The 21,207-nt window shown below is 64.6% G+C and carries 21 protein-coding genes and 1 riboswitch; of the genes, 14 read left to right on the top strand and 7 right to left on the bottom strand.

Features of this window, described 5'->3' with window-relative positions; all coding sequences use genetic code 11:
* Positions 1-39 precede the first annotated feature (39 nt).
* The 5 genes from AC1DYJ_RS10965 (at position 40) to cobO (ending at position 3,152) form a co-directional block, all read left to right on the top strand.
* Positions 40-732 carry a gamma-glutamylcyclotransferase gene (locus AC1DYJ_RS10965; RefSeq protein ID WP_477280691.1) on the top strand — a complete coding sequence of 231 codons (693 nt, stop codon included), beginning with the start codon at positions 40-42 and terminating at the stop codon, positions 730-732.
* Positions 733-799: 67 nt separating this feature from the next.
* A riboswitch (cobalamin riboswitch) is annotated at positions 800-994 on the top strand.
* Positions 995-1,030: 36 nt separating this feature from the next.
* Positions 1,031-1,210: a CbtB domain-containing protein gene (locus tag AC1DYJ_RS10970; RefSeq protein WP_477280693.1), complete on the top strand. Its 180-nt coding sequence runs from the start codon at positions 1,031-1,033 to the stop codon at positions 1,208-1,210.
* Between the two features lie 15 nt (positions 1,211-1,225).
* Positions 1,226-2,032 (top strand): CbtA family protein, encoded by an 807-nt coding sequence (locus AC1DYJ_RS10975; RefSeq protein WP_477280695.1) that lies wholly within the window; start codon positions 1,226-1,228, stop codon positions 2,030-2,032.
* Positions 2,025-2,537 (top strand): bifunctional adenosylcobinamide kinase/adenosylcobinamide-phosphate guanylyltransferase, encoded by a 513-nt coding sequence (gene cobU, locus AC1DYJ_RS10980; RefSeq protein ID WP_477280696.1) that lies wholly within the window; start codon positions 2,025-2,027, stop codon positions 2,535-2,537. Before AC1DYJ_RS10975 ends, cobU begins: the two co-directional genes overlap by 8 nt.
* On the top strand, positions 2,538-3,152 hold the full coding sequence (cobO, locus tag AC1DYJ_RS10985; RefSeq protein ID WP_477280698.1) for a cob(I)yrinic acid a,c-diamide adenosyltransferase: 615 nt from the start codon (positions 2,538-2,540) through the stop codon (positions 3,150-3,152).
* 148 nt (positions 3,153-3,300) lie between these two features.
* Here the strand turns inward: cobO and cbiB are convergent, their stop codons facing one another.
* Positions 3,301-4,278 (bottom strand): adenosylcobinamide-phosphate synthase CbiB, encoded by a 978-nt coding sequence (cbiB, locus tag AC1DYJ_RS10990; protein ID WP_477280700.1) that lies wholly within the window; start codon positions 4,276-4,278, stop codon positions 3,301-3,303.
* On the opposite strand from cbiB, the gene cobD reads away from it, so the two are divergent.
* Both cobD and AC1DYJ_RS11000 read left to right on the top strand, forming a co-directional pair.
* Positions 4,277-5,332, top strand: a complete 1,056-nt coding sequence (gene cobD / locus AC1DYJ_RS10995) for a threonine-phosphate decarboxylase CobD (RefSeq protein ID WP_477281715.1) — start codon at positions 4,277-4,279, stop codon at positions 5,330-5,332. The two genes, cbiB and cobD, sit on opposite strands and share 2 nt — an antisense overlap.
* Entirely contained in the window at positions 5,329-5,838 is a 510-nt protein-coding gene (locus AC1DYJ_RS11000) for a tyrosine phosphatase family protein (RefSeq protein WP_477280702.1), read from the top strand. Before cobD ends, AC1DYJ_RS11000 begins: the two co-directional genes overlap by 4 nt.
* 6 nt (positions 5,839-5,844) lie before the next feature.
* On the opposite strand, the gene AC1DYJ_RS11005 is transcribed toward AC1DYJ_RS11000, so the two are convergent.
* Together AC1DYJ_RS11005 and AC1DYJ_RS11010 are read right to left on the bottom strand one after the other, a co-directional pair.
* Entirely contained in the window at positions 5,845-6,648 is an 804-nt protein-coding gene (locus AC1DYJ_RS11005; protein WP_477280704.1) for a creatininase family protein, read from the bottom strand.
* Between the two features lie 54 nt (positions 6,649-6,702).
* A complete protein-coding gene (locus tag AC1DYJ_RS11010; protein ID WP_477426063.1) occupies positions 6,703-7,086 on the bottom strand; it encodes a RidA family protein in 384 nt (127 codons plus the stop codon).
* Positions 7,087-7,339: 253 nt separating this feature from the next.
* Here AC1DYJ_RS11010 and AC1DYJ_RS11015 point away from each other — a divergent pair, with 253 nt between their 5' ends.
* From AC1DYJ_RS11015 to AC1DYJ_RS11045, 7 genes are all read left to right on the top strand, one after another.
* Positions 7,340-8,344 carry an ABC transporter substrate-binding protein gene (locus AC1DYJ_RS11015; protein ID WP_477280708.1) on the top strand — a complete coding sequence of 335 codons (1,005 nt, stop codon included), beginning with the start codon at positions 7,340-7,342 and terminating at the stop codon, positions 8,342-8,344.
* A 17-nt stretch (positions 8,345-8,361) separates the two neighbouring features.
* Positions 8,362-9,171: an ABC transporter ATP-binding protein gene (locus AC1DYJ_RS11020; protein WP_477281717.1), complete on the top strand. Its 810-nt coding sequence runs from the start codon at positions 8,362-8,364 to the stop codon at positions 9,169-9,171.
* Positions 9,158-10,009 (top strand): ABC transporter permease, encoded by an 852-nt coding sequence (locus tag AC1DYJ_RS11025; RefSeq protein WP_477280710.1) that lies wholly within the window; start codon positions 9,158-9,160, stop codon positions 10,007-10,009. The genes AC1DYJ_RS11020 and AC1DYJ_RS11025 overlap by 14 nt, the downstream gene beginning before the upstream one ends.
* Positions 10,010-10,015: 6 nt before the next feature.
* Positions 10,016-11,329: a cytosine deaminase gene (locus AC1DYJ_RS11030; RefSeq protein WP_477280712.1), complete on the top strand. Its 1,314-nt coding sequence runs from the start codon at positions 10,016-10,018 to the stop codon at positions 11,327-11,329.
* Complete coding sequence (locus AC1DYJ_RS11035) at positions 11,329-12,732, top strand: FAD-binding oxidoreductase (RefSeq protein WP_477426065.1); 1,404 nt, start codon at positions 11,329-11,331, stop codon at positions 12,730-12,732. The genes AC1DYJ_RS11030 and AC1DYJ_RS11035 overlap by 1 nt, the downstream gene beginning before the upstream one ends.
* Positions 12,733-12,925: 193 nt before the next feature.
* The gene (locus AC1DYJ_RS11040; RefSeq protein WP_477280715.1) at positions 12,926-13,507 is read left to right on the top strand and encodes an NAD(P)H-dependent oxidoreductase; all 582 of its coding nucleotides are present in this window, start codon (positions 12,926-12,928) and stop codon (positions 13,505-13,507) included.
* Positions 13,507-14,088 (top strand): NAD(P)H-dependent oxidoreductase, encoded by a 582-nt coding sequence (locus AC1DYJ_RS11045; protein ID WP_477280717.1) that lies wholly within the window; start codon positions 13,507-13,509, stop codon positions 14,086-14,088. Before AC1DYJ_RS11040 ends, AC1DYJ_RS11045 begins: the two co-directional genes overlap by 1 nt.
* Positions 14,089-14,232: 144 nt before the next feature.
* Here AC1DYJ_RS11045 and AC1DYJ_RS11050 read toward each other — a convergent pair whose 3' ends face one another.
* From AC1DYJ_RS11050 to AC1DYJ_RS11065, 4 genes are read right to left on the bottom strand one after another with little or no spacing between them, the layout of a single operon-like run.
* Positions 14,233-16,680 carry a GcvT family protein gene (locus AC1DYJ_RS11050; protein ID WP_477280719.1) on the bottom strand — a complete coding sequence of 816 codons (2,448 nt, stop codon included), beginning with the start codon at positions 16,678-16,680 and terminating at the stop codon, positions 14,233-14,235.
* Complete coding sequence (locus AC1DYJ_RS11055; RefSeq protein WP_477280720.1) at positions 16,677-17,858, bottom strand: pyridoxal phosphate-dependent aminotransferase; 1,182 nt, start codon at positions 17,856-17,858, stop codon at positions 16,677-16,679. Before AC1DYJ_RS11055 ends, AC1DYJ_RS11050 begins: the two co-directional genes overlap by 4 nt.
* Positions 17,858-18,757 (bottom strand): homocysteine S-methyltransferase family protein, encoded by a 900-nt coding sequence (locus tag AC1DYJ_RS11060; protein ID WP_477280722.1) that lies wholly within the window; start codon positions 18,755-18,757, stop codon positions 17,858-17,860. Before AC1DYJ_RS11060 ends, AC1DYJ_RS11055 begins: the two co-directional genes overlap by 1 nt.
* The gene (locus tag AC1DYJ_RS11065; protein ID WP_477280724.1) at positions 18,754-21,207 is read right to left on the bottom strand and encodes a GcvT family protein; all 2,454 of its coding nucleotides are present in this window, start codon (positions 21,205-21,207) and stop codon (positions 18,754-18,756) included. The genes AC1DYJ_RS11060 and AC1DYJ_RS11065 overlap by 4 nt, the downstream gene beginning before the upstream one ends.

Genomic DNA, 21,207 nt, shown 5'->3' on the forward strand with positions numbered 1-21,207 from the left:
GGCGCATAATCATGTCGTGACTTGAGGGGATTCGGAAAATTGGCCGCACGACAGATGTCGCTTACGCCGGAGCTGGTCGCGCGTTGCTGGCGCGAGATCGCCGACGCCGGACCCGACCCCGAGGCGATGCACCTCGATGACAGCGACTATGACGCGCTGCTGGACGAATTGCAGGCTGAGCTCCCTGACAGCGAACCGCTGTGGCTGTTCGGCTATGGCTCGCTGATCTGGAAGCCGGAAATCGATTATGTCGAGGACCGCGTCGCCCTGGCGCGCGGCTGGCACCGTTCCTTTTGTATGAACATGACGCGCTGGCGGGGCACCAAGGAAAGCCCGGGCCTGATGATGGCGCTCGACAGTGGTGGCCAGTGCAAAGGCGTCGCCTTCCGGCTGGCCGACGACAACCGGCGAGAACAGCTGGGCAAGCTGTTCCGGCGCGAAGTCACGCTGAAGCCGACAAGCTACCGGCCGCGCATGCTGAAGCTTGCAAGCGAGGCCGGTCCGCTCAGGGCGCTGGCTTTCGTCATCAACCGCAACGGCCTGACCTATTCCGGCCCGCTCGACGAGGCGAAGGTCGTCGACAGGCTGGCGACATCCTGTGGGCATTGGGGGTCGGGCGCCGACTATCTCTACAACACGGTGAAGAATCTGGAGGAGCGCGGCATTCACGATCGCCATCTGTGGCGGCTGCAGCGGCTGGTCGCCGAGCGGATCTCCGCCTTGAACCCGTAATGCTGCATGGCGCATTCGCGCTGTTGGCCGGCGGAATTTGGTTTGCCGGATGCAGCTGTTTCAGCCTATAGTCAGGCATGTCGTCGGTTCCATTAGGGACCAAGAGGGAATGCGGTGAGGGCTGAGTTGTTGCCCAATGCCGTGGCTGCCCCCGCAACTGTGTGCGGTAGTCCTCTCCAAGCCACTGAGGATTTTTCTTCGGGAAGGTGGGGAAGGGCGTTATTCCGTGAGCCAGGAGACCTGCCGGCGACAGGGAACTGACTTCGATGCCCTCGGGTGGAGGGCGAAAGGACAAGATATGAATACCGCTTCCGTCTCCCTCGGCGCTTCCGTCTCCTCGCAGTCGCGCTTCACGCAGCTCGTGCTGAGCGCGTTTCTGGGCATTTTCGTCATCGGCATTGTCGGCTTCTCGCATATCGATGCGGTCCACAATGCCGCGCACGACTATCGCCATTCGATGGCGTTTCCCTGCCACTGACGAGGAATTGACATCATGAATCTGTTTCGCAACGTCGTGTTTATCGCGGCGATCGCAGGGCTCGTGGCCGGCGTCGTTCTCGCCTGCTTGCAGGCCTATGCGACCGTGCCGCTCATCCTGAAGGCGGAAGTCTACGAACAGGCCGGCGGCGGCCATCAACATGAGCATGCAGCAGCGCCCGCCGCCGCTGCGGACACCAATGCCATGAGCACCCCAGCACCTGCGGAAAATGCCATGAGCAGCGCAGCACCCGCGCCGGCTGAAGCAGCCGCGCCGGCGGAGGATGAAGGTTGGGCGCCGGCCGACGGCTTTGAACGCTTCGCCTTCAGCGTGCTGGCCAATATCGTCACCGGCATCGGTTTCGCGCTGGTCCTGGTGGCCGTTTCCGAATTCGCCGGCGGCATCGGCAACTGGCGCCAGGGTATATTCTGGGGCCTGGCCGGTTTTGCCGCGTTCACGCTCGCACCGGGCCTCAGCCTGCCGCCGGAACTGCCGGCCATGCCGGTGGCCGACCTCACCCAACGCCAGATCTGGTGGTGGGCAACGGTGGCGGCGACCGCTGCCGGTCTCGGCCTGATCGCCTTCCGCAAATCGCTGCCGCTGGCGATCCTTGCGGTGGCCTTGATCGTGGCGCCGCATATCGTCGGTGCGCCGCAGCCGGACAGCTTCGTAACGTCGATCCCCGAAGGCCTGCACCATCAGTTCGTGGTGGCGGTTACGGTGACCAATCTGGTGTTCTGGCTGGTGCTCGGCGCGGTTGTCGGCGTGGTGCGCGGACGCTTCACCGGCACGGCGACCAGCCTGCGCGACAGCTTTGCCTGATCGCAGTTTGACCTTCATCATCGGCGGTGCGCGCTCCGGCAAGAGCGCGCATGCCGAAACCCTGGCGACGGCGCTGCCGCCGCCATGGGCCTATATCGCCACCGCTGAAGCCTATGACGACGAGATGCGTGAGCGCATCGCGCAGCACAGGTCGCGGCGCGGCGAAGGCTGGGCGACCATCGATGCGCCGCTCGATCTCGCCGGCGCGCTCGAAGCACTACCCGACAACCAGCCGGTGCTCGTCGACTGCCTGACGCTGTGGCTGACCAATCATATGTTGGCTGATCATGAACTCGACGCAGAATGCCTGCGGCTGGCCGATGTGCTGTCGCGACCGCGCGGACCGTGGTTCGTGGTCTCCAACGAAGTCGGGCAAGGCATCGTGCCGGACAATGCGCTCGCACGCCGGTTCCGCGACGCAGCCGGCCGGCTCAACCAGCAGGTCGCGGCAATTGCCGATACGGTGCTATTGATGGTGGCCGGGCTGCCGCTCAAGGTGAAATAAATGACCGACATCGACGCAAAAGACGAGGAACGCCACCGCGCCAAGATGGCCAAGCGCAAGGCGGTGCAGGATGCCGAGGTTGCGGAAAAGACGGTCGAGAAGGGGCTGCTGATCGTCAACACCGGGCCCGGCAAGGGCAAGACCACCGCTGCCTTCGGGCTGGCGCTGCGCATGCTCGGCTACGGCAAGCGCGTCGGCGTCGTCCAGTTCATCAAGGGCAAATGGCACACCGGCGAAAAGGATGCCTTCGCGGCGTTCGGCGAGCGCGTCGTCTGGCACACGATGGGCGAGGGATTTACGTGGGAAACGCAGGATCTCAAACGCGACATCGCGGCGGCCGAGGCAGCCTGGGCCAAGGCGCTGGAACTGATCGCCGACCCCTCGATCAGCCTTGTCGTGCTCGATGAGCTGAACATTGCGCTGCGCTACGACTATCTCGACCTCGACAAGGTCGTGGCGACGCTGAAGGCGCGGCGCGAAGGCCTGCATGTCGTCGTCACCGGGCGCAACGCCAAGCCGGGGTTGGTCGAGGCGGCAGACCTTGTGACGGAGATGGGCGTGACCAAGCACCATTTTTCTGCGGGTGTGAAGGCGCAGCAGGGGATTGAGTTTTGAGCGGCCTCTTACCCTCCCCCTTGTGGGGAGGGTCGATCCGCGAAGCGGATCGGGGTGGGGGTTCTCGTAGGGCGCAGGCCCCACCCAGGCGCTTCGCGCCGACCCTCCCCACGAAGGGGGAGGGTGGGAGCCAGCGACGGCAATCCGCTCAGTACGTCACAGCGATAAGAATCGCCGACAGCAACCCGAACAGCCCAATCAGCAGATAGTCCGCCACCTGGTAGAGTTTCAGTGCCCGCCTGATGTCGAGGCTCTCGGCTTCGCGGCGGCCGCCTTCGCCCATGAACGCATCCTCGACGACAACGCCTCCATAGCTGCGCGGGCCGGCGAGTGCCAGGCCAAGTGCGCCCGCCATTGCCGCCTCCGGCCAGCCGGCATTGGGCGAGCGGTGTTTTCCGGCGTCGCGCCGCACCGCTTGCCAGGCATTGCGTGGGTCGGCGTCGCGGACGAGAAAGGCCGCGGCAACGATCAACAGTGCGGTCAGCCTGGAGGCTGGCAGGTTGATCCAGTCGTCGAAAAGCGCGGCTGCCCGGCCGAAGGCCTCGTGGCGCGGGGTGCGGTGGCCGATCATCGAATCGGCGGTGTTGGCGGCCTTGTAGGCGACGCCGCCGGCCAGCCCGCAGACGCCCGTCCAGAAGGCGGGTGCGACGATGCCGTCGGAGAAATTCTCGGCCAGGCTTTCGATGGCGGCGCGGCTGACGCCGGCGTGGTCGAGCTTTTCGGGATCGCGGCCGACAATGCGGGCAACGGCAATGCGCCCGAGCGCCAGCCCGCCAGTGTCGAGCGCATCGGCCACCGCCTCGACATGTTCGGTCAGGCTTTTTTGCGACAGCAGCGACGAGGCCAGAATTGCGGTGAGGATCATGCCGGCGGGAAAGAGCTGCCAGAGCAGAAGTTGCACGATGAAGGCAATTGCTGCGGGCAACAGCACGATGACCAGCAGCGCGGTCTTGCCTTGGCGGCGACGTTGCGCGTCGGAATCAGTGGCGCGGTTGAGCCTGAGGTCGAGAAAGGATATCAGCCTGCCGAACCAGGTGACCGGATGGCCAACGGCACGGAACAGCCAGTCCGGGTAGCCCAGGATGCGTTCAATGACCAGCGACAGGAAAGCGATCAGGATCGACATGAAGCTTTCTGATGGAGCGATTGCTGCGGTGGATCACGGTGGATCCCTTGGCCGGGCGAGCGCGCTCTTCCCTCACGCGCCACAGCCTTTCGTCGATCTCTCGACAGGTATCAATCCGCACTCCTACCCGCTTTTCGAGCTGCCCGCCACCGCTCTGTCGCGATTGCCGGAGGCCGGGCGCCTGCGTGACCTCGCCAAGATCGCGGCTGGCGCTTATGGCGCGCCATCGGCAAGCCATGTGGCTGTGGCCCCGGGCACGCAGATCCTGCTGCCGCGCGTCGCTTCGCTGGTGAGCCCCGGCCGGGCGCTGGTGCTGGGGCCGACCTATGCCGAGCATGCCAGGGCGGCGGCGATTGCCGGCCATGCGGTGGTGGAGGTCGAGGATGTCGACGCGCTTGCCGCAGCCGACCTTGCCATCGTCGTCAATCCCAATAATCCGGATGGGCGCGTCGTTTCGCGGGAAAGGCTGGTTCGGCTTGCCGGGGAGTTGCGCGCCAAGGGCGGGCTGCTGGTCGTCGACGAAGCCTTCATGGATGTCGGCCCAGGGGCCGAAAGCCTTGCCGGCGATGTCGGGCAAGGCGGCATCGTTGTGCTGCGCTCCTTCGGCAAGTTCTTTGGCCTGGCCGGCCTGCGGCTCGGCTTCGCGCTTTCCAATCCGCCGACGGTCGAGCGGCTGGAGACGCAATTCGGACCCTGGGCCGTCGCCGGCCCGGCGCTTGAATACGGCATCAGGGCTCTTGGCGACAGCGGCTGGCAGGCCGACATGCGGCGCCGGTTGGCGCAGGATGCCGCGCGGCTCGACGCGCTGTTCGGTCGGTTTGGCATTCCCGTTGCCGGCGGCACGATGCTGTTTCGCTATCTTGAGCTGCCGGGTGCGGCCGGGCTGTTTTCAGCGCTCGGCGAGCGCGGCATCCTGCTTCGGCATTTCGCGGACCGCCGCCAAGTGCTGCGCGCCGGGCTGCCGGGTGCCGACGACGAATGGCAGCGGCTCGAATCGGCGCTTGCCGACTGGGCCGCACGGCGCGACGATGGCGCCAGGGAGGTAGCGCGATGATCCATGTCTGTTCGCTGTCCAAGCTGGAAGAAACGGTGGCGAAAAGCGGCGCCGAGCGCGTGCTGTCGCTGCTCGCCGCTGGCACCGAGGTGACGCGACCGGCTTCGATATCGAGGGAAAACCACCTGCATCTGGTGATGCACGACATTGCGGTGGCGCAGGACGGTATGACCATGCCGGGTGAAGATCATGTGCGCAACCTGCTCGCCTTCGCCCGCAAATGGGATCGCGCCAAGCCGATGGTCGTGCACTGCTATGCCGGCATCAGCCGCTCGACGGCCTCGGCCTATATCATCGCGTCAGCACTTGCGCCGAAGCGCGACGAGGTGGAACTGGCGCAGACATTGCGGGCTCTATCGCCGTCGGCGACGCCCAATCCACGGCTGATTGCCGTCGCTGACGCGCTGCTTGGGCGCGAGGGCCGGATGATTTCGGCGATAGAGGCGATCGGACGCGGCGCCGACGCTTTCGAAGGCACGCCGTTCGTTCTCAGGATCGACGGCTGAGCGAGTTTACGCCAGCCAGTCGGCAAGCTTCGCCTTGCGCACGTCCTTCAACAAGGTGATGAAGCCGTCGGCCTGATGCTCTGCCGTCAGCCGGCCTTTTTCGGCCGTTGCGATCGAGGCGTCGCCGACGACGCCGTTCGGGTTGAGGTCGCTGGCGATCCAGGCGAAGGCGTGCGTTCCGGTGTGGCGCAGCAGCGCAAATTTGCTCTCGGCACGGGCGACCTTGGAGACGAAATTGTCGGCCTTGGCCATGTCGACCAGGTCCGGCCGGAAATGCAGCATCAGCGAAGTCTCGACGTCGCCGCCGTGGATGCCGTGGCGGTCTTCCAGCTCGGTGTACATGCCGGCCGGGCGGCCAAAACGCTGCCAGCTGGTCTTCACCGCCAGCATCCTTTCACGCACGCGCAGCTCACGCGTGACGATGCCCATGATCTCCTCATTGCCGCCATGCGAGTTGACGACGATCAGTTTGCGAACGCCGGCGCGGGCGATGGACAAGCCAAGCTCGGTCCAGGCATCGACGAGGGTCGTCGCCGGCAAGGTCAGCGTGCCTGGCGCATGCAGATGCTCATTCGACTTGCCGACCGCCTGGACCGGCAGGATGCGGATGTCGAGATCGGCGGGGAGGCGAGCGATCACCGTCTCCAGCATGCCGTTCATGATCGAGGTGTCGGTCGACACCGGCAGATGCGGACCGTGCTGCTCGATGGCCGCCACCGGCAGCACGGCGATCGTCGCCTCCGGGTCGATCGCGGCGTATTCGGTGGTCCGGTAGTCGCCCCACCACACGCGTCTGTCAGCAACGGTCATGTCATGCCTCTTGAATGTGCGGGGAGACCTAGCGCGCCAAACGCCGCCTGTCGATCACCCAGCCGCGATCGCCTCGACCTCGACCTTGAACTCCGGCCGCGCAAAGCCGGACACGATCATCAGCGTCGAGGCCGGCGCGGGGCTGGCAAACTGCCGGTCGCGAACGTCCATATAGGGGCGCAGATGCGCGCGGTCGGTGACATAGGCGTTGATGCGCACGATGTCGGCAAGCCCGAGCCCGGCCTCGCCGAGAATCGCCGCTATGTTCTGGAAGCAGAGTTCGGCCTGGGCGCCGGCATCTTCCGGGATCTGGTCATCCGCCGTGATGGCAACCTGACCGGAGCATAGCACCAGCCGCTTGCCAGGCGGAACTTCGACGCCATGGCTGTAGCGGGCGAAAGGCGGTTTGATCGACTTCGGGGTGAGGAATCTGAACATGGCAATCTCCGGTTCAGGGTCAGCCTAGGGCCTGACCGCACACCCCTCAAGATGCAGTGCATGTTGCCGGAGCGATTGTGGACAGGCGTCCAAAAAATAGGCACGATGCCTTCCGCACAGCATGACCCGCCCGGTCCTGGCAATGACCGCTGCCAAAAGCAGGCGGTCCGGGCGGTGGCATGTGTCTTGCTTCTTGGACCAATGGTGTCGAGCCCGGCGCGTGACGCTCCGGAGCCAACAGAGGGTGGTGTCGATGTACGGAAAACAGAAGATTTCAGCGCTGGCGCTCGCGCTGCTTGGAGCCAGCACGCTGGGTGCGGCTGCGAACGAGAAGGTCACCTTCGGCACCAACTGGCTGGCTGAGCCCGAGCATGGCGGCTACTACCAGGCCGTGGCCGACGGCACCTATGCCGCCTGCGGCCTCGACGTGACGATCTCGCAGGGTGGCCCGCAGGTCAGCGGGCGACCGCTGCTGCTTGCCGGAAAGCTCGATTTCTACATGGGCGGCAATCTGCTTTCGGCGTTCGACGCCGTGCAGCAGGGCATTCCGATGCGGGTCGTCGCCGCCGATTTCCAGAAGGACCCGCAGGTCATCATGTCCCAGCCGGGGCAAGGGCTGGACAAGTGGGAGGACCTGAAGAACGCCGACCAGTATATTCTCGGCGACGAGGGCGCGCAGACCTTCTTCCAGTGGATGGTCACCGAGCTCGGCTTCGATGCGGCCAAGCGCGTGCCCTACACCTTCAATCCGGCTCCCTTCATTGCCAACAAGAAGTCGATTCAGCAGGGCTATGTCACCTCGGAGCCGTTCGCGGTGCAGAAAGCCGGCGGCTTCCTGCCCAACCAGTTCCTGCTCGCCGACTATGGCTGGGAAACCTATGCGACGACCGTCGAGGTGATGCAGGACACGATCGACAAGCGGCCTGAGGTGGTCCAGTGCTTCGTCGATGGCTCGGCCAAGGGCTGGTACAATTACCTCTACGGCGACAACAAGGCCGCCAACGACATGATCAAGAAGGACAATCCTGACATGACGGATGAGCAGATCGCCTTCTCGATCGAACAGCTGAAAAAATTCGGCGTGGTCGATTCCGGCGATTCGGAAAAGCTCGGCATCGGCGCCATGACCGACGCCCGCATCCAGAGTTTCTACGACAAGATGGTCAAGGCCAAGGTCGCGCAGCCCGGCATCGACATCAAGAAGGCCTATACGCTGGCCTTCATCAACAAGGGCGTCGGGCTCGAGCTGAAGAAGTAATCGTGAGACTGGAGACAATGGCCAAGGCGCCCATGACAGCGTCGGGCGAAAGCCCGATGCTTTTGGCGCTGCGCCATGTCGGCAAGGTGTTTTCCAACGGCGTGACGGCGCTGAGCGATGTCGACCTGACCATCCGCGAAGGCGATTTTCTCAGCCTGCTCGGGCCGTCCGGTTGCGGCAAGTCGACGGCGCTCAGGCTGATCGCCGGCCTGTCGACGCCGACCTCAGGCGTGCTCGACTGGGGCGGTTCGATCGACCGCTCGAACATCGGCTTCGTCTTCCAGGAGCCGACGCTGCTGCCCTGGGCCAATGTCTTCGACAATGTCTGGCTGCCGCTCAGGCTGAAAGGCGTGTCGCGCACCAAGGCAGCCCCGGCGGTGACGGAGATGCTGGCGCGCGTGCATCTGACCGGCTTTGAAAACGCCGTGCCGCGAGAGCTTTCCGGCGGCATGAAGATGCGCGTCTCGATCGCGCGCGCCATGGTGACCAAGCCGCGCATCCTGTTGATGGACGAGCCGTTTGCCGCGCTCGACGAGATCACCCGCTTCAAGCTCAACAACGATCTGCTGGAGCTGTGGCAGGACGAGCGTTTTACCGTCGTGTTCGTCACGCACAGCGTCTTCGAGAGCGTGTTCCTGTCCAATCGCGTCGTCGTCATGGCGGCGCGGCCGGGACGCGTCCATGCCGAGTTGGCCATCGATGCCGCCTATCCGCGCGACGAGGTGTTTCGGACCTCGCCCGACTATGCCGCGCTCTGCCGCCAGGCCTCGGACATTCTGGTCAACGCCATCAACACATCAGCCGGACCCCACCATGACGGCCATTGAGCAGCCTTCGCTGACGCTCGATCCGGAGGAGGCGGGCCGTGTGCGCCAGGAGCGGCTGGAGCGGATCGGCCGGTGGGTGCTGCCGCTGGCGATCATGATCCTTGCGATCTGGTTCTGGGACCGTATCTGCGTCTGGAACGAGATCCCGAAATACATCCTGCCGCGCCCGGGCGTGGTGCTGCAAACACTCTATGACGATGCCGGACTGCTGTTCTCCTCGCTGCTGGTGACGCTCAGGATCACGTTCCTTAGCCTTCTGCTCGCGGTTATCGGCGGCGTCGGGCTGGCGGTGCTGTTTGCGCAATCGAAATGGGTGGAGATGTCGTTCTTCCCCTTCGCCATCGTGCTGCAGGTGACGCCGATCGTGGCGATCTTCCCGCTGATCAACATCTATGTGAACAACCAGACGGTGAAGCTGTTGCTGTGCGCCTGGATCGTCGCCTTCTTCCCGATCCTGTCCAACACCACGCTTGGCCTCAACTCGGTCGACCGCAATCTGCGTGACATGTTCAAGCTCAACGGCGCCACACGCTGGCAGCAATTGCGCTATCTCAGGCTGCCGGCGGCGATGCCCTATTTCCTCGGCGGCCTGAAGATCGCCGGCGGCTTGTCGCTGATCGGCGCTGTCGTGGCCGAGTTCGTCGCCGGCGCGCAGGGGCAATCATCGGGGCTGGCCTCGCGGATCATCGAGGCCGGCTACCGGCTCAACGCGCCGCGCCTGTTCGCCGCGCTGATCCTGATTTCGCTGACCGGCATTTTGATCTTCCTGGTGCTGTCGCTGGTGTCGCATCTCATCCTGCGCCGCTGGCACGAGAGCGCGCTGAAGCAGGAGCGGTAAGGGGTGATGTCAGCCATCAGCATTCCGCAGGACGGGTCCTATGTCCTGGCCAACGTTCGCCTTCACCGGTCGCTGACGCCCGGTCTGGCCGCGACTTACGACAGGGACGGCTTCGCGCTGGCCGACATTGCCGTCGCCGACGGCAAGATCTCCGGCATCGTCGCGCATAAGAAAACAAAAGCGCCGGCCGGCGCCATCGACCTCGCCGGCCGTATTATCCTGCCGTGTTTTGTCGATTGCCACACCCATATCGACAAGGGCCATATCTGGCCGCGCAAACCCAATCCCGACGGCAGCTTCATGGGCGCGCTCAATGCCACAGGCGCTGACCGCGCCGCGCGCTGGAGCGCCGAGGATGTGGCGCGGCGCATGGATTTCTCGCTGCGCTCGGCTTACGCGCACGGCACCAGGGCACTGCGCACGCATCTCGACAGCGTGCCGCCGCAGGAGGAGATCTCCTGGCCGGTGTTCGAGACCATGCGCGACAAATGGCGCGGCCGCATCGAGTTGCAGGCGGCCTGCCTGCTCGGCATCGAAGGCGTGCGCGACGCAAAATGGTTCGAGCGGCTGGCCAAGCGCGTGGCCGCGGCGAAGGGCGTGCTCGGCGTCGTCACCTATATGGTGCCGGACCTCGAAGAACTGCTCGACAAGGTGTTTTCCGAGGCGATCAAGCACGGGCTCGACCTCGATTTCCACGCCGACGAGACCGACGATGTCGCTGCGATCTCGCTGAAGAAGATCGCCGAGGCCTCGCTGTGGAACGGTTTTGAGGGCAACATCCTGGTCGGACATTGCTGCTCGCTGGCGCGCCAGCCGGACCTCGACGTGCTGGACACGCTGGACAAGGTGGCCAAGGCCGGGCTTGCGGTGGTGTCGCTGCCAATGTGCAATCTCTATCTGCAGGACCGGCGCGCCGACCAGACCACGCCACGCTGGCGCGGCGTGACCTTGCTGCATGAGATGAAGGCGAGGGGCATTGCGGTCGCTGTCGCCTCCGACAACACGCGCGACCCCTTCTACGCCTATGGCGATCTCGACATGCTGGAGGTCTATCGCATGGCGACGCGCATCCTGCATTTCGACCATCCGGTTGGCGACTGGCCGCAGACCGTGGCGGCGACGCCGGCCAAGGTGATGCGGCTCGATGGCGTCGGCACGCTCACCGCCGGCGGCAGCGCCGATTTCATTCTCTTCAAAGGGCGGAGCTGGACGGAATTGCTGTCGCGGCCCGAATCGGATCGCATCGTCGTGCGCGACGGCAAGCCGATCGACCGGCACTTGCCCGACTATGCAGAGCTCGACGAACTGATGGTGGACTGATGGATGTTTCGGCGCTCAAACGCGATCTCGACGGGATAAAGCTCGACGACAATYCGGCCATCGTCCAGCAGAAGAGCCGCGACTTCTACTGGTACAGCCCGGTGCTGAAGCAGCAGCTCGACCATGTCACCGGCGACCTGATCGTGACGCCGAAGAACGAGGCCGAACTGATCCGTGTGCTCGCCGCCTGCCACCGTCATGGCGTGCCGGTGACGCCGCGCGGCAGCGGCACCGGCAATTACGGCCAGGCGATGCCGCTGTCGGGCGGCGTGGTGCTCAACCTTGCCGAGATGAATGAGATCAAGGCCATCGCGCCGGGACGCGTGGTGACCGGCCCAGGCGCCATCCTCGCCGACATCGACAGAGCGACGCGCGCGCATTCCGGCCAGGAATTGAGGCTGTCGCCATCGACCTACAACACGGCGTCGATAGGCGGCTTCATCGCCGGCGGCTCCGGCGGCGTCGGCTCGATCAATTTCGGCGGCCTGCGCGATTTCGGCAATGTGCTGCGCCTGCGCGTCGTCACCATGGAGGCCGAGCCGAAGGCACTCGAGCTCACCGGTGAGGATCTGCACAAGGTCACGCATGCCTACGGCACCAACGGCATCATCACCGAGGTCGAGATGCCGCTGACGGCGGCCTATGACTGGATCGACGTCATCGTCGGCTTCGACGCTTTCATGCCGACCGCCCGCTACGGCAATGCGCTGGCCTGTCAGGACGGCATCCTGACCAAGCTGATCACGCCGATCGCCGCCCCGGTGCCGCAGCTCTATTTCAAGCGCCACCAGAAGTTTTTCAGGGAAGGGCAAAGCATCTGCGTCGTCATGGTCGCGCGGCATGGGCTCGACGCGTTTGTCGCCTTCACCCGCCGCGCCGGTGGCGAAATCATCTTCAATGCGGCGACGGCTACCGATGACGACAAGAAGGGTCTGCCACCGGGCTTCGAGCTGGCGTGGAATCACACGACGCTCAGGGCGCTACGCGTCGATCCCGCGATCACCTATCTGCAATCGCTCTATCCGTTTCCCAACCAGCTGGCGCTGGTCGAGAAGATGGACGCGATGTTCCCGGACGAGGTTTTTTCGCATCTCGAATTCGTCCGGCTCGACGGCAACATCACCTGCTTCGGCCTGCCGCTGGTGAAATTCACCACCGAGGCGCGGCTCGACGAAATCATCCGGCTGCATGAGCAGAATGGCTGCCCGATCTTCAACCCGCACCGCTACACGCTGGAAGAGGGCGGCATGAAGCAGACCGACGAAATCCAGCTCGCCTTCAAGCGCGAGACCGATCCGCAAGGCCTGCTCAATCCCGGCAAGATGATCGCCTGGGAAAATCCGGACTATGATTATCGCTCGGGACGGACTTTTTTGTTCAAGGGGCTGCAGAGGGCCGGGTGATGAGAGGTTTGCGCCTGGCCACCCCCCTCTGGCCTGCCGGCCATCTCCCCCTCAAGGGGGGAGATTATTCGCTCCACCGCTTTCACCTGGAAGAACAGGCGCGGCGTAAAGACTGCCAATCTCCCCCCTTGAGGGGGAGATGCCCGGCAGGGCAGAGGGGGGTGCCTCGCGCTGACCTCGGCGACACTTCCCTATGAAAGTCCTCGTCCTCCATGCACATCCGGTGGAGACCAGCTTCAACGCCGGGCTGCATCGGACGATCGTCGAACGGCTGACGGCGGCGGGCCATGAGGTCGATGACTGCGATCTCTGTGCCGAGGATTTCGATCCCAGGCTGACGCGTGGGGAGCGGCTCGCCTATCACAACCCACGCAGCCCCTCAGATCCGACCGCACCCTATGTCGAACGCCTGCTCAAGGCCGAAGCGGCGGTTCTGTCATACCCTGTCTGGAACTACGGTTTCCCGGCCATCCTGAAAGGCTTCTTCGACCGCGTCTTTCTGCCCGGCGTGTCGTTCAAGCTGGTCGACGGCAAGGTGCAGCCATCGCTGCACAACATCCGCAAGCTCGCCGCCATCACCACCTACGGCGGCAGCCGGTTTCGCGCCATGCTGATGGGCGATCCGCCGCGCCGGCTGGTCAAACGGATGCTGCGGGCGACGATCAAGCCCGGCGCCTCTGTGTCCTATCTCGCGCATTATTCGATGAACCTGTCGACCAACGAGACGCGGGCGGCCTTCCTCGCCAGGGTCGCGGCCAGCATGGATAGCTTCTGATGCGCGTGCTGGTGGTATATTGCCATCCGGTGCCCGAAAGTTTTTGCGCCGCCATCCGCGACACAGCGGTCGACGTGCTGGCGCACAGAGGCTGGGAGGTGCGGCTGCTCGACCTCTATGCCGAAAAATTCGATCCGGTGATGGGAAGCGACGAGCGGCGCGCTTACAATGACCGCGCGCCGGAGGATCCGGCGCTGAAGCCGCATTTCGAGCATCTCGCCTGGGCCGAGGCGATCCTGTTCATCTATCCGACCTGGTGGTACGGCCTGCCGGCCATGCTGAAGGGCTGGCTCGACCGGGTATGGGCGACCGACGTCGCCTTCAAGCTGGGAAAGGGGCGCATCGTCTCGCTGATGACGCATGTCACCAAGGTCGGCGTCATCACCACTTGCGGTGCGCCGACCTGGTGGAGCGTCGTCGTCGGCCAACCCGGCCGCAAGACCTTGCTGCGCGGCATGCGGGCGCTATGCGCTCGCCGCTGCCGGACGTTTTTCCTGGCGCATTATCTGATGGATGCCTCGACGCCGAAGAGCCGGGCGGCGTTTCTGGCGAAGGTGCGGGCGAAGCTGGAGCGGTTTTGAAGTTAGCCTTCTTCGCCCCGTTTTCGGGGAGAAGATGCCGGCAGGCAGATGAGGGGCAGAGCGAACTTTCGAATGCTAGCGCCGCCCCTCATCCGGCCCTATCGGGCCACCTTCTCCCCGTGAAACGGGGAGAAGGAAGAGGCGCTACATCTTCGTCCGTTCCGCCTTCGGATCGTACATCGGTTTCAGCGATGCTTCCGCCGCAAACCGTTCGCCGGCGATCTCGATCTCGTAGGATGAGGCCAGCACATCCGCCTCGCTTTCGCCTTGGCAAGGCACGTAGCCGAGCCCGATCGCGCCGCCAAGATGATGGCCGTAATTGCCCGAGGTAATCGGGCCGACGATCTTGCCATCGCGCAGGATCGCTTCGTTGTGGAAGAGCAGGGGCTCTGGGTCTTTCAGCCGGAACTGCACCAGCCGGCGCGACAGGCCGGCTTCCTTTTTCTTGAGCACGGCGTCGCGGCCGATGAAGTCGCCCTTGGCGGTCTTGACCGCAAAGCCGAGGCCGGCTTCCAGCACATTGTCCTCGTCGGTGATGTCGTGGCCGAAATGGCGGAAGGCCTTTTCGATGCGGCAGGAATCGAGCGTATGCAAGCCGCAGAGCTTCAGGCCGATATCCGCGCCGGCTTCATCGATCGCCTCGAAGACGTGCGCCGCCTGATCGGTCGAGACATAGAGCTCCCAACCGAGTTCGCCGACATAGGTGACGCGGTGGGCGCGGGCGAGGCCCATGCCGATCTCGATCTCCTGGAAGGTGCCGAACGGATTGTTCTCGTTGGAGAAATCGTTGGGGCTGACCTTCTGGATCAACTTGCGCGCATCCGGGCCCATCACGCAGAGCACGCTTTCAGCCGCCGTGACATCGGTGATGACGACGAATTCTTCGCCGACATGCCGGCGCAGCCAGGCGAGATCGCGCTGCAACGTGGCGCCCGGCACGACGAGGAAGTAGGCCGTCTCCGACAGCCGCGACACCGTCAGATCGCTCTCTATGCCGCCGCGCTGGTTGAGCATCTGGGTGTAGACGATCTTGCCTGGCGCAACGTCCATGTCGTTGGCGCACAGCCTTTGCAGGAACACACAGGCATCGCGGCCTTCGACGCGGATCTTGCCGAACGAGGTCATGTCGAACAGGCCGACCTTGTTGCGGACCGCAAGATGCTCCTCGCGCTGGTTGTCGAACCAGTTCTGCCGCTTCCAGGAATAGCGGTATTCGCGCTCCTGTCCCTCGCGCGCAAACCAGTTAGCGCGCTCCCAGCCGGCGACCTCGCCGAACACGGCGCCGCGCGCCTTCAGATGCTCATGCAGCGGCGAGCGCCTGACATTCCTCGACGTCGCCATCTGCCGGTAGGGAAAATGGTCGGCATAGAGGAGGCCGAGCGTTTCGGAGACGCGCTCCTTGAGATAGCGGCGGTTCCTCTGGAACGGTTGAGCGCGGCGGATGTCGACTTCCCAGAGGTCGAAAGGCGCTTCGCCGTCATTGATCCACTGCGCCAGCGCCATGCCGGCGCCCCCGGAAGAGACGATGCCGATCGAGTTGTAGCCGGTCGCCATCCAGTAACCCCGCAGCTCCGGCGCTTCGCCGAGATAATAGCGGTCGTCGGGGGTGAAACTTTCGGGGCCGTTGAAGAAGGTATGGATGCCGGCAGTCGCCAGCATCGGCATGCGGTTGACGCCCATTTCGAGGATCGGCTCGAAATGCTCCATATCCTCGGGCAGCTGGTCGAAGCAGAAATCCTCGCGGATGCCGTCCATGCCCCAGGGCTTTGCCACAGGCTCGAAAGCGCCGAGCATCATCTTGCCAGCGTCTTCCTTGTAGTAGGCGCATTCGTCGGGAACGCGCAGCACCGGCAGACGGCCGAGACCGGTGATCGGCTCGGTGACGAGATAGAAGTGCTCGCAGGCATGCAACGGGATGGTGACGCCGTTCTGGGCGCCGAGTTCACGCGCCCACATGCCGGCGCAGTTGACGACGATGTCTGCCTCGATGGTGCCCTGGTCTTCGCCTTGCGCCCAGGAGACGCCGGTGACGCGGCCGGCCTTGGTGTGGACCTTGGTGACCTTCACATTCTCGACGATGGTGGCGCCGCGTTGGCGCGCGCCCTTGGCCAGCGCCATGGCGATGTTGGCCGGATCGCACTGGCCGTCGAGCGGCAGGTGGACTGCGCCGACGACATCGGAAACGTTGAGATGCGGATACATCTCACTGACTTCTTTGGGCGAAATCTCGCGCACGTCGACGTCGAAGGCGCGGGCGAGCGAGGCCTGCCGGTAGATCTCGTGCTTGCGCTCCTCGGTCAGCGCCACGGTGATCGAGCCGACCTGACGCATGCCGGTCCCGACTTCGGTTTCGGCCTCCAGCTTGACGTAGAGGTCGGCCGAATATTTCGCCAAGCGCGTCATGTTCTGCGACCCGCGCAGCTGGCCGATCAGGCCGGCGGCGTGCCAGGTCGTGCCCGAGGTCAGCTGCTTGCGCTCGAGCAGCACGATGTCGGTCCAGCCGAGCTTGGCCAGATGATAGGCGACCGAACAGCCGGAGACGCCGCCGCCGATGATCACGGCGCGGGCCTTTTTGGGAATGCTCTTGGTCATGCGGCCTCGCGGCGATAGCTGGATGCGAAGCGGCGCAGGCGTTTTGCGGCTTCCTGAAGCACCGGTTCGGGCTGGCAGAGGCTGATGCGGATGTGGCCGGCGGCAGCATGGCCGAAGCTGGAGCCCGGCATGACACCGACATTCTCCGCGTCGAGGAAAGCCCAGGCGAATTTCTCGTCGTCCGGCTCGACGGCCGAGATGTCGAGCATGACATACATGCCGCCCTCGGAGCCGTGCACGGTGACATTGTTCATGCCGCGCACGGCGTCGAGCATCGCGGTGCGGCGCGCCGCGTAGCGCTCGGCGATCTCCTTGACGCCGTAACGGTTCTCCAGCGCCTCGGCGCAGGCGATCGAGATGAAGGCCGGCAGGCCGTAGGTCGTCACCAGATTGAGGTTGATCAACAACGTGATCATCTCGGCCGGTCCGGTCAGCCAGCCCATGCGCCAGCCGGTCATGCCATGGCTCTTGGACATCGAGTTGATCACCAAAGTGCGCTCGGCCATGCCGGGCAGGCCGCGCGGCGAGATGTGCTCGCCACCGCCGAGCGTCCAGTAGACCTCGTCCGACAGCAGCCAGAGATCGTGCTCGCGGCAGATCTCGGCCAGCTCTTCCAGCCGCTCGCGCGAATAGACCGCACCTGTCGGGTTGTTGGGCGTGTTGATCAGGATGGCGCGGGTGTTGGGCTTGAGTGCCGCGCGGATCCTGTCGGCGCGCGGCTGGAAACCGTCCTCGGCCGGCGTCTCGACCACGGTGAAACTGGCGCCGGCGGCGCTGAACGTGTTGGGGTAGGTGGCGTAATAGGGCGCTACCACGATGGCATGATCGCCCTGGTCGAGAACGGCCTGCACCGCCGCATACAGCGCCGCCTGGCCGCCTGGCGTGGGGATCACCTGACTGGGACTTGTCTCGATGCCGCTGCAGGCGGTCGATGCCGCCGCCATCGCCCTGCGCAGGCGCGGAACGCCGGAAAGCGGTGTGTAGTGGTGGTTGCTTCCGCGCACGGCGGTCACGCAGGCTTCGATCGTCTGCGATGGCGTATCGAAATCATGGTCGCCGACCGACAGCATGATGATGTCCTGGCCGGCCTCCTTGCGGGCCCAGGCTTCGGTGTGGACCTCCCAGCCATCCTTGCCCGAAGGCACGATGCCGGAAATGCGCTTTGACGGTCTGGGCATCATTGAACTCCCGAAATCTGATAGCCGGCCTGTTCGAGCCGATCACGCAAGGCAGCGATGTGGGCCGGGCCGACTTCGCAGCATCCGCCGACGATGGTGGCGCCGGCCTCGACCCAGCCGAGCGCCTGGTCGGCATAAGCATCAGGACCAAGGTCGTGACGAGCGTGCAGCACATCGACGGTGCCGCCGTGCTTGAGCGCTTCGGTGGAGGTGAAGCCGTTGGCATAGGCGCCGACCGGGCCGCCGAGATCGATCAGCTCGGGCAGTGCCGCGGCGATCGCTTCGGGCCGACAGCAATTGACCAGCCGTGCCGCGAGCTGCAGGCCGTCGAGTGCACGCGAGGCCGTGGCGATCGCTTCGCCGCTGCGCAGGCGCGGGGTACCGTGGTCAGCCAGCGTCCATGACACCCAGACCGGCTTGCCGCTTTCCGATGCCGCCGTGACGGCTGCGCGCGCTTCATCGGCGGAAGCCATGGTTTCGCACAGAAAGAGATCGACGCCGTCCGCCTGCTCGGCAACGATGCGGCGGTAGATGTCGAGTGTGTCCTGATAGGAAATGGTCAGTGCCGGCGCATAGCTGCCGAACAGGGGCGACAGGCAGCCGGCGATGGTTGCCTCTCCGGCTTGCTCGCAAGCTTGCCTTGCGAGCTCGATGCCGCGCTTCTGCAGCGGCTTGAACAGGTCTTCTGCTCCTTCCCGCGCGAGCCGCTCCGGCGTGGCCGAATAGGTGTTGATGGTGATGACGCGGGCGCCGGCACGGATGAATTCCGCATGCAGGTCGCGCACCAGATCCGGTTCGTCGATCAGCACCCTGGCAGACCACAGCGGCGTCGGCTCGGATTTGCTGCGGCGGACCAGCTCCTGGCCCATGCCGCCATCGGTGAGGATAACAGTCTTCACGCCCGCAGCCTCTCATTCCTGGGATCCCACAGCGGTTCGTCCTTCTGCACGACCGCCTTGAAGCGGTCGCCGAAGATTTCAATCTCGATGGCAGTATCCGGTTCAGCCAGATCTGCGCGCAGCATGCCGAGCGCGATCGACTTGTCGATGCGATGGCCCCAGCCGCCCGACGTCGTCTCGCCGACGATCTTGCCGTCGTGCCACAGCGTCGACACCGAAGGCGCATCGCAATCGCCGGGGTTTTCGACCACCAGCGTGACGAAGCGCTTCTTCACGCCTTGCTGCTTTTCGTTCTGCAGGGCTGCCTTGCCGCGGAAGTCGGGCTTGTCCCATTTGACGAAGCGCTCGAGCCCGCCCTGCAGGACCGTATAGTCGGTCGACAGGTCGCCCTTCCAGGTGCGATAGCCTTTTTCGAGGCGCAGCGAATCCAGCGCATACATGCCGAACGGCTTTAGGCCGTGTTTTTGTCCCGCCGCCCAGACGGCGTGGAAGATGGCGGCGGTGTCTCCCACCTTGGTGTGGATTTCCCAGCCGAGTTCGCCGGCGAAGGATACCCGCACCAGCTTCGCCCAGCGGCCGGCGATCGTGGTTTCCTGATGCGTCAGCCAGGGTAGCAAGAGATCCGCATCGCAGACCTCGGCCAGGATCTTGCGCGAATTGGGACCGGCGAGGATTTGCGTCGAATAGTCTTCGGTCTTGTCGGTGAGGGTGAAAGTTGCGTCCTTGGGCATGCGCGACTTCAGCCATTCGAAATCGTGCCACTGCGCTACCGCCGCGGTGATCAGCGTCATCTGCTCTTCGCCATGGCGCACCACCGACATCTCGGTGACGATGCGGCCCTTGTCGTCGGCAAAATAGACGAGGCCGATGCGGCCGGGCTTGGGCACCAGGCCGGTGACCTGCAGCGCCAGCCATTCGGCTGCGCCAGGGCCATCGAGGTTGAAGCGCGAGAAGCCAGGCAGGTCCAGAATGCCGGCGGCGTCGCGTACCGCCAGGCACTCTTCGCGCACGCGGTGGTGCCATGGCCCTTCGCGGCGGAAGGTGAGCGTCGCTTCTTCCGACGTGTCGTCACCGTCTTTCGCATACCAGGTGGCGCGCTCCCAGCCATTGTAGGCATCGAACTGGGCGCCGAGCGCCTTGATGCGATCATGGATCGGCGACAGCTTGCGGTCGCGCCCCGCGGGCCAGGCATGGCGCGGGAACTGGATGGCGTATTCGTTGCCGTAGATCTCCATGCCTTTGGCGACGCTATAGTCTTGTGCGGCGGCAAAGGAGGTGAAGCGGCGCGGATCGCAGGACCACATGTCCCATTCGGTCTGGCCCTCGGTGATCCACTCGGCCAGCACCTTGCCGGCGCCGCCGCCTTGCGCGATGCCGAAAGTGAAGACGCAGGCCTCGAAAGCATTGGGAACGCCGGGCATCGGGCCGATCAGCGGGTTGCCGTCCGGCGCATAGGGGATCGGCCCGTTGATGACCTTGGAGAGGCCGGCGGTGCCGAGGATCGGCACGCGGGCGACGGCGTCGGCCAGATAATGTTCGAGACGGTCGAGATCGTCGGGGAACAGCTGGAAGGAAAAATCCTCCGGCATCGAGTCGTTGTGAGTCGCCCAATGCGCGCGGCAATTGCGCTCATAGGGGCCGAGATTCATGCCGTTCTTTTCCTGGCGCAGATAGTAGGAGGTGTCGACGTCGCGCAGCAGCGGCAGTTTCTTGCCCTGTTCCTTCGACCAGGCCATCAGTTCGGGGATTTCCTCGAACAATATGTACTGATGGCTCATCACCATCATCGGGACGTCGCGGCCGAACATCTTGCCGACTTCGGCGGCTCGGTAGCCGGCGGCGTTGACGACGATCTCGCAGCGGATCTCGCCTTGCGGGGTTACAACCACCCATTCGTCGTTCTCGCGCCGAACTCCCGTCACCGGGCAGAAGCGGACGATCTTGGCACCCATGTCGCGCGCGCCCTTGGCCAGCGCCTGCGTCAGCTGCGCCGGGTCGATGTCGCCGTCGTTCGGGTCGTAGAGCGCGCCCTTGAGATCATGCGTCTCGATGAAGGGGTAGCGGCGCTTGATCTCGTCGGTGCCGACGATGTCGATGTCCATGCCCTGGTATCGGCCCATGCCCTTGGCGCGCTGGAATTCCTGCATGCGCTCCTTGGTATGCGCGAGGCGGAGCGAGCCGGTGACGTGATAGTTCATGGGGTAGTCGACCGCGTCGGCGAGGCCGCGATAGAGCTCGGTCGAATAGCGCTGCATGTTCATAAGCGACCAGGAGGACGAGAAGGTCGGCACATTGCCGGCGGCGTGCCAGGTCGAGCCCGATGTCAGCTCGTTCTTTTCCAGGAGCACGCAGTCGGTCCAGCCCGCCTTGCAAAGGTGGTAGAGCGAGGAGGTGCCGACGACACCGCCTCCGATGATCACCACGCGTGCCGTGGTCGGCAAACCGGCCAT

The organism is Mesorhizobium sp. P2_B11 (genome assembly GCF_056404855.1).

Excerpts from the sequence above, each read along its gene's own strand:
- AC1DYJ_RS10970 (WP_477280693.1), top strand. The coding sequence starts at position 1,031 with ATGAATACCGCTTCCGTCTCCCTCGGCGCTTCCGTCTCCTCGCAGTCG.
- AC1DYJ_RS10975 (WP_477280695.1), top strand. The coding sequence starts at position 1,226 with ATGAATCTGTTTCGCAACGTCGTGTTTATCGCGGCGATCGCAGGGCTC.
- cobO (WP_477280698.1), top strand. The coding sequence starts at position 2,538 with ATGACCGACATCGACGCAAAAGACGAGGAACGCCACCGCGCCAAGATG.
- cobD (WP_477281715.1), top strand. The coding sequence starts at position 4,277 with ATGAAGCTTTCTGATGGAGCGATTGCTGCGGTGGATCACGGTGGATCC.
- cbiB (WP_477280700.1), bottom strand. The coding sequence starts at position 4,278 with ATGTCGATCCTGATCGCTTTCCTGTCGCTGGTCATTGAACGCATCCTG.
- AC1DYJ_RS11000 (WP_477280702.1), top strand. The coding sequence starts at position 5,329 with ATGATCCATGTCTGTTCGCTGTCCAAGCTGGAAGAAACGGTGGCGAAA.
- AC1DYJ_RS11005 (WP_477280704.1), bottom strand. The coding sequence starts at position 6,648 with ATGACCGTTGCTGACAGACGCGTGTGGTGGGGCGACTACCGGACCACC.
- AC1DYJ_RS11010 (WP_477426063.1), bottom strand. The coding sequence starts at position 7,086 with ATGTTCAGATTCCTCACCCCGAAGTCGATCAAACCGCCTTTCGCCCGC.
- AC1DYJ_RS11015 (WP_477280708.1), top strand. The coding sequence starts at position 7,340 with ATGTACGGAAAACAGAAGATTTCAGCGCTGGCGCTCGCGCTGCTTGGA.
- AC1DYJ_RS11020 (WP_477281717.1), top strand. The coding sequence starts at position 8,362 with ATGGCCAAGGCGCCCATGACAGCGTCGGGCGAAAGCCCGATGCTTTTG.
- AC1DYJ_RS11025 (WP_477280710.1), top strand. The coding sequence starts at position 9,158 with ATGACGGCCATTGAGCAGCCTTCGCTGACGCTCGATCCGGAGGAGGCG.
- AC1DYJ_RS11030 (WP_477280712.1), top strand. The coding sequence starts at position 10,016 with ATGTCAGCCATCAGCATTCCGCAGGACGGGTCCTATGTCCTGGCCAAC.
- AC1DYJ_RS11040 (WP_477280715.1), top strand. The coding sequence starts at position 12,926 with ATGAAAGTCCTCGTCCTCCATGCACATCCGGTGGAGACCAGCTTCAAC.
- AC1DYJ_RS11045 (WP_477280717.1), top strand. The coding sequence starts at position 13,507 with ATGCGCGTGCTGGTGGTATATTGCCATCCGGTGCCCGAAAGTTTTTGC.
- AC1DYJ_RS11050 (WP_477280719.1), bottom strand. The coding sequence starts at position 16,680 with ATGACCAAGAGCATTCCCAAAAAGGCCCGCGCCGTGATCATCGGCGGC.
- AC1DYJ_RS11055 (WP_477280720.1), bottom strand. The coding sequence starts at position 17,858 with ATGCCCAGACCGTCAAAGCGCATTTCCGGCATCGTGCCTTCGGGCAAG.
- AC1DYJ_RS11065 (WP_477280724.1), bottom strand. The coding sequence starts at position 21,207 with ATGGCCGGTTTGCCGACCACGGCACGCGTGGTGATCATCGGAGGCGGT.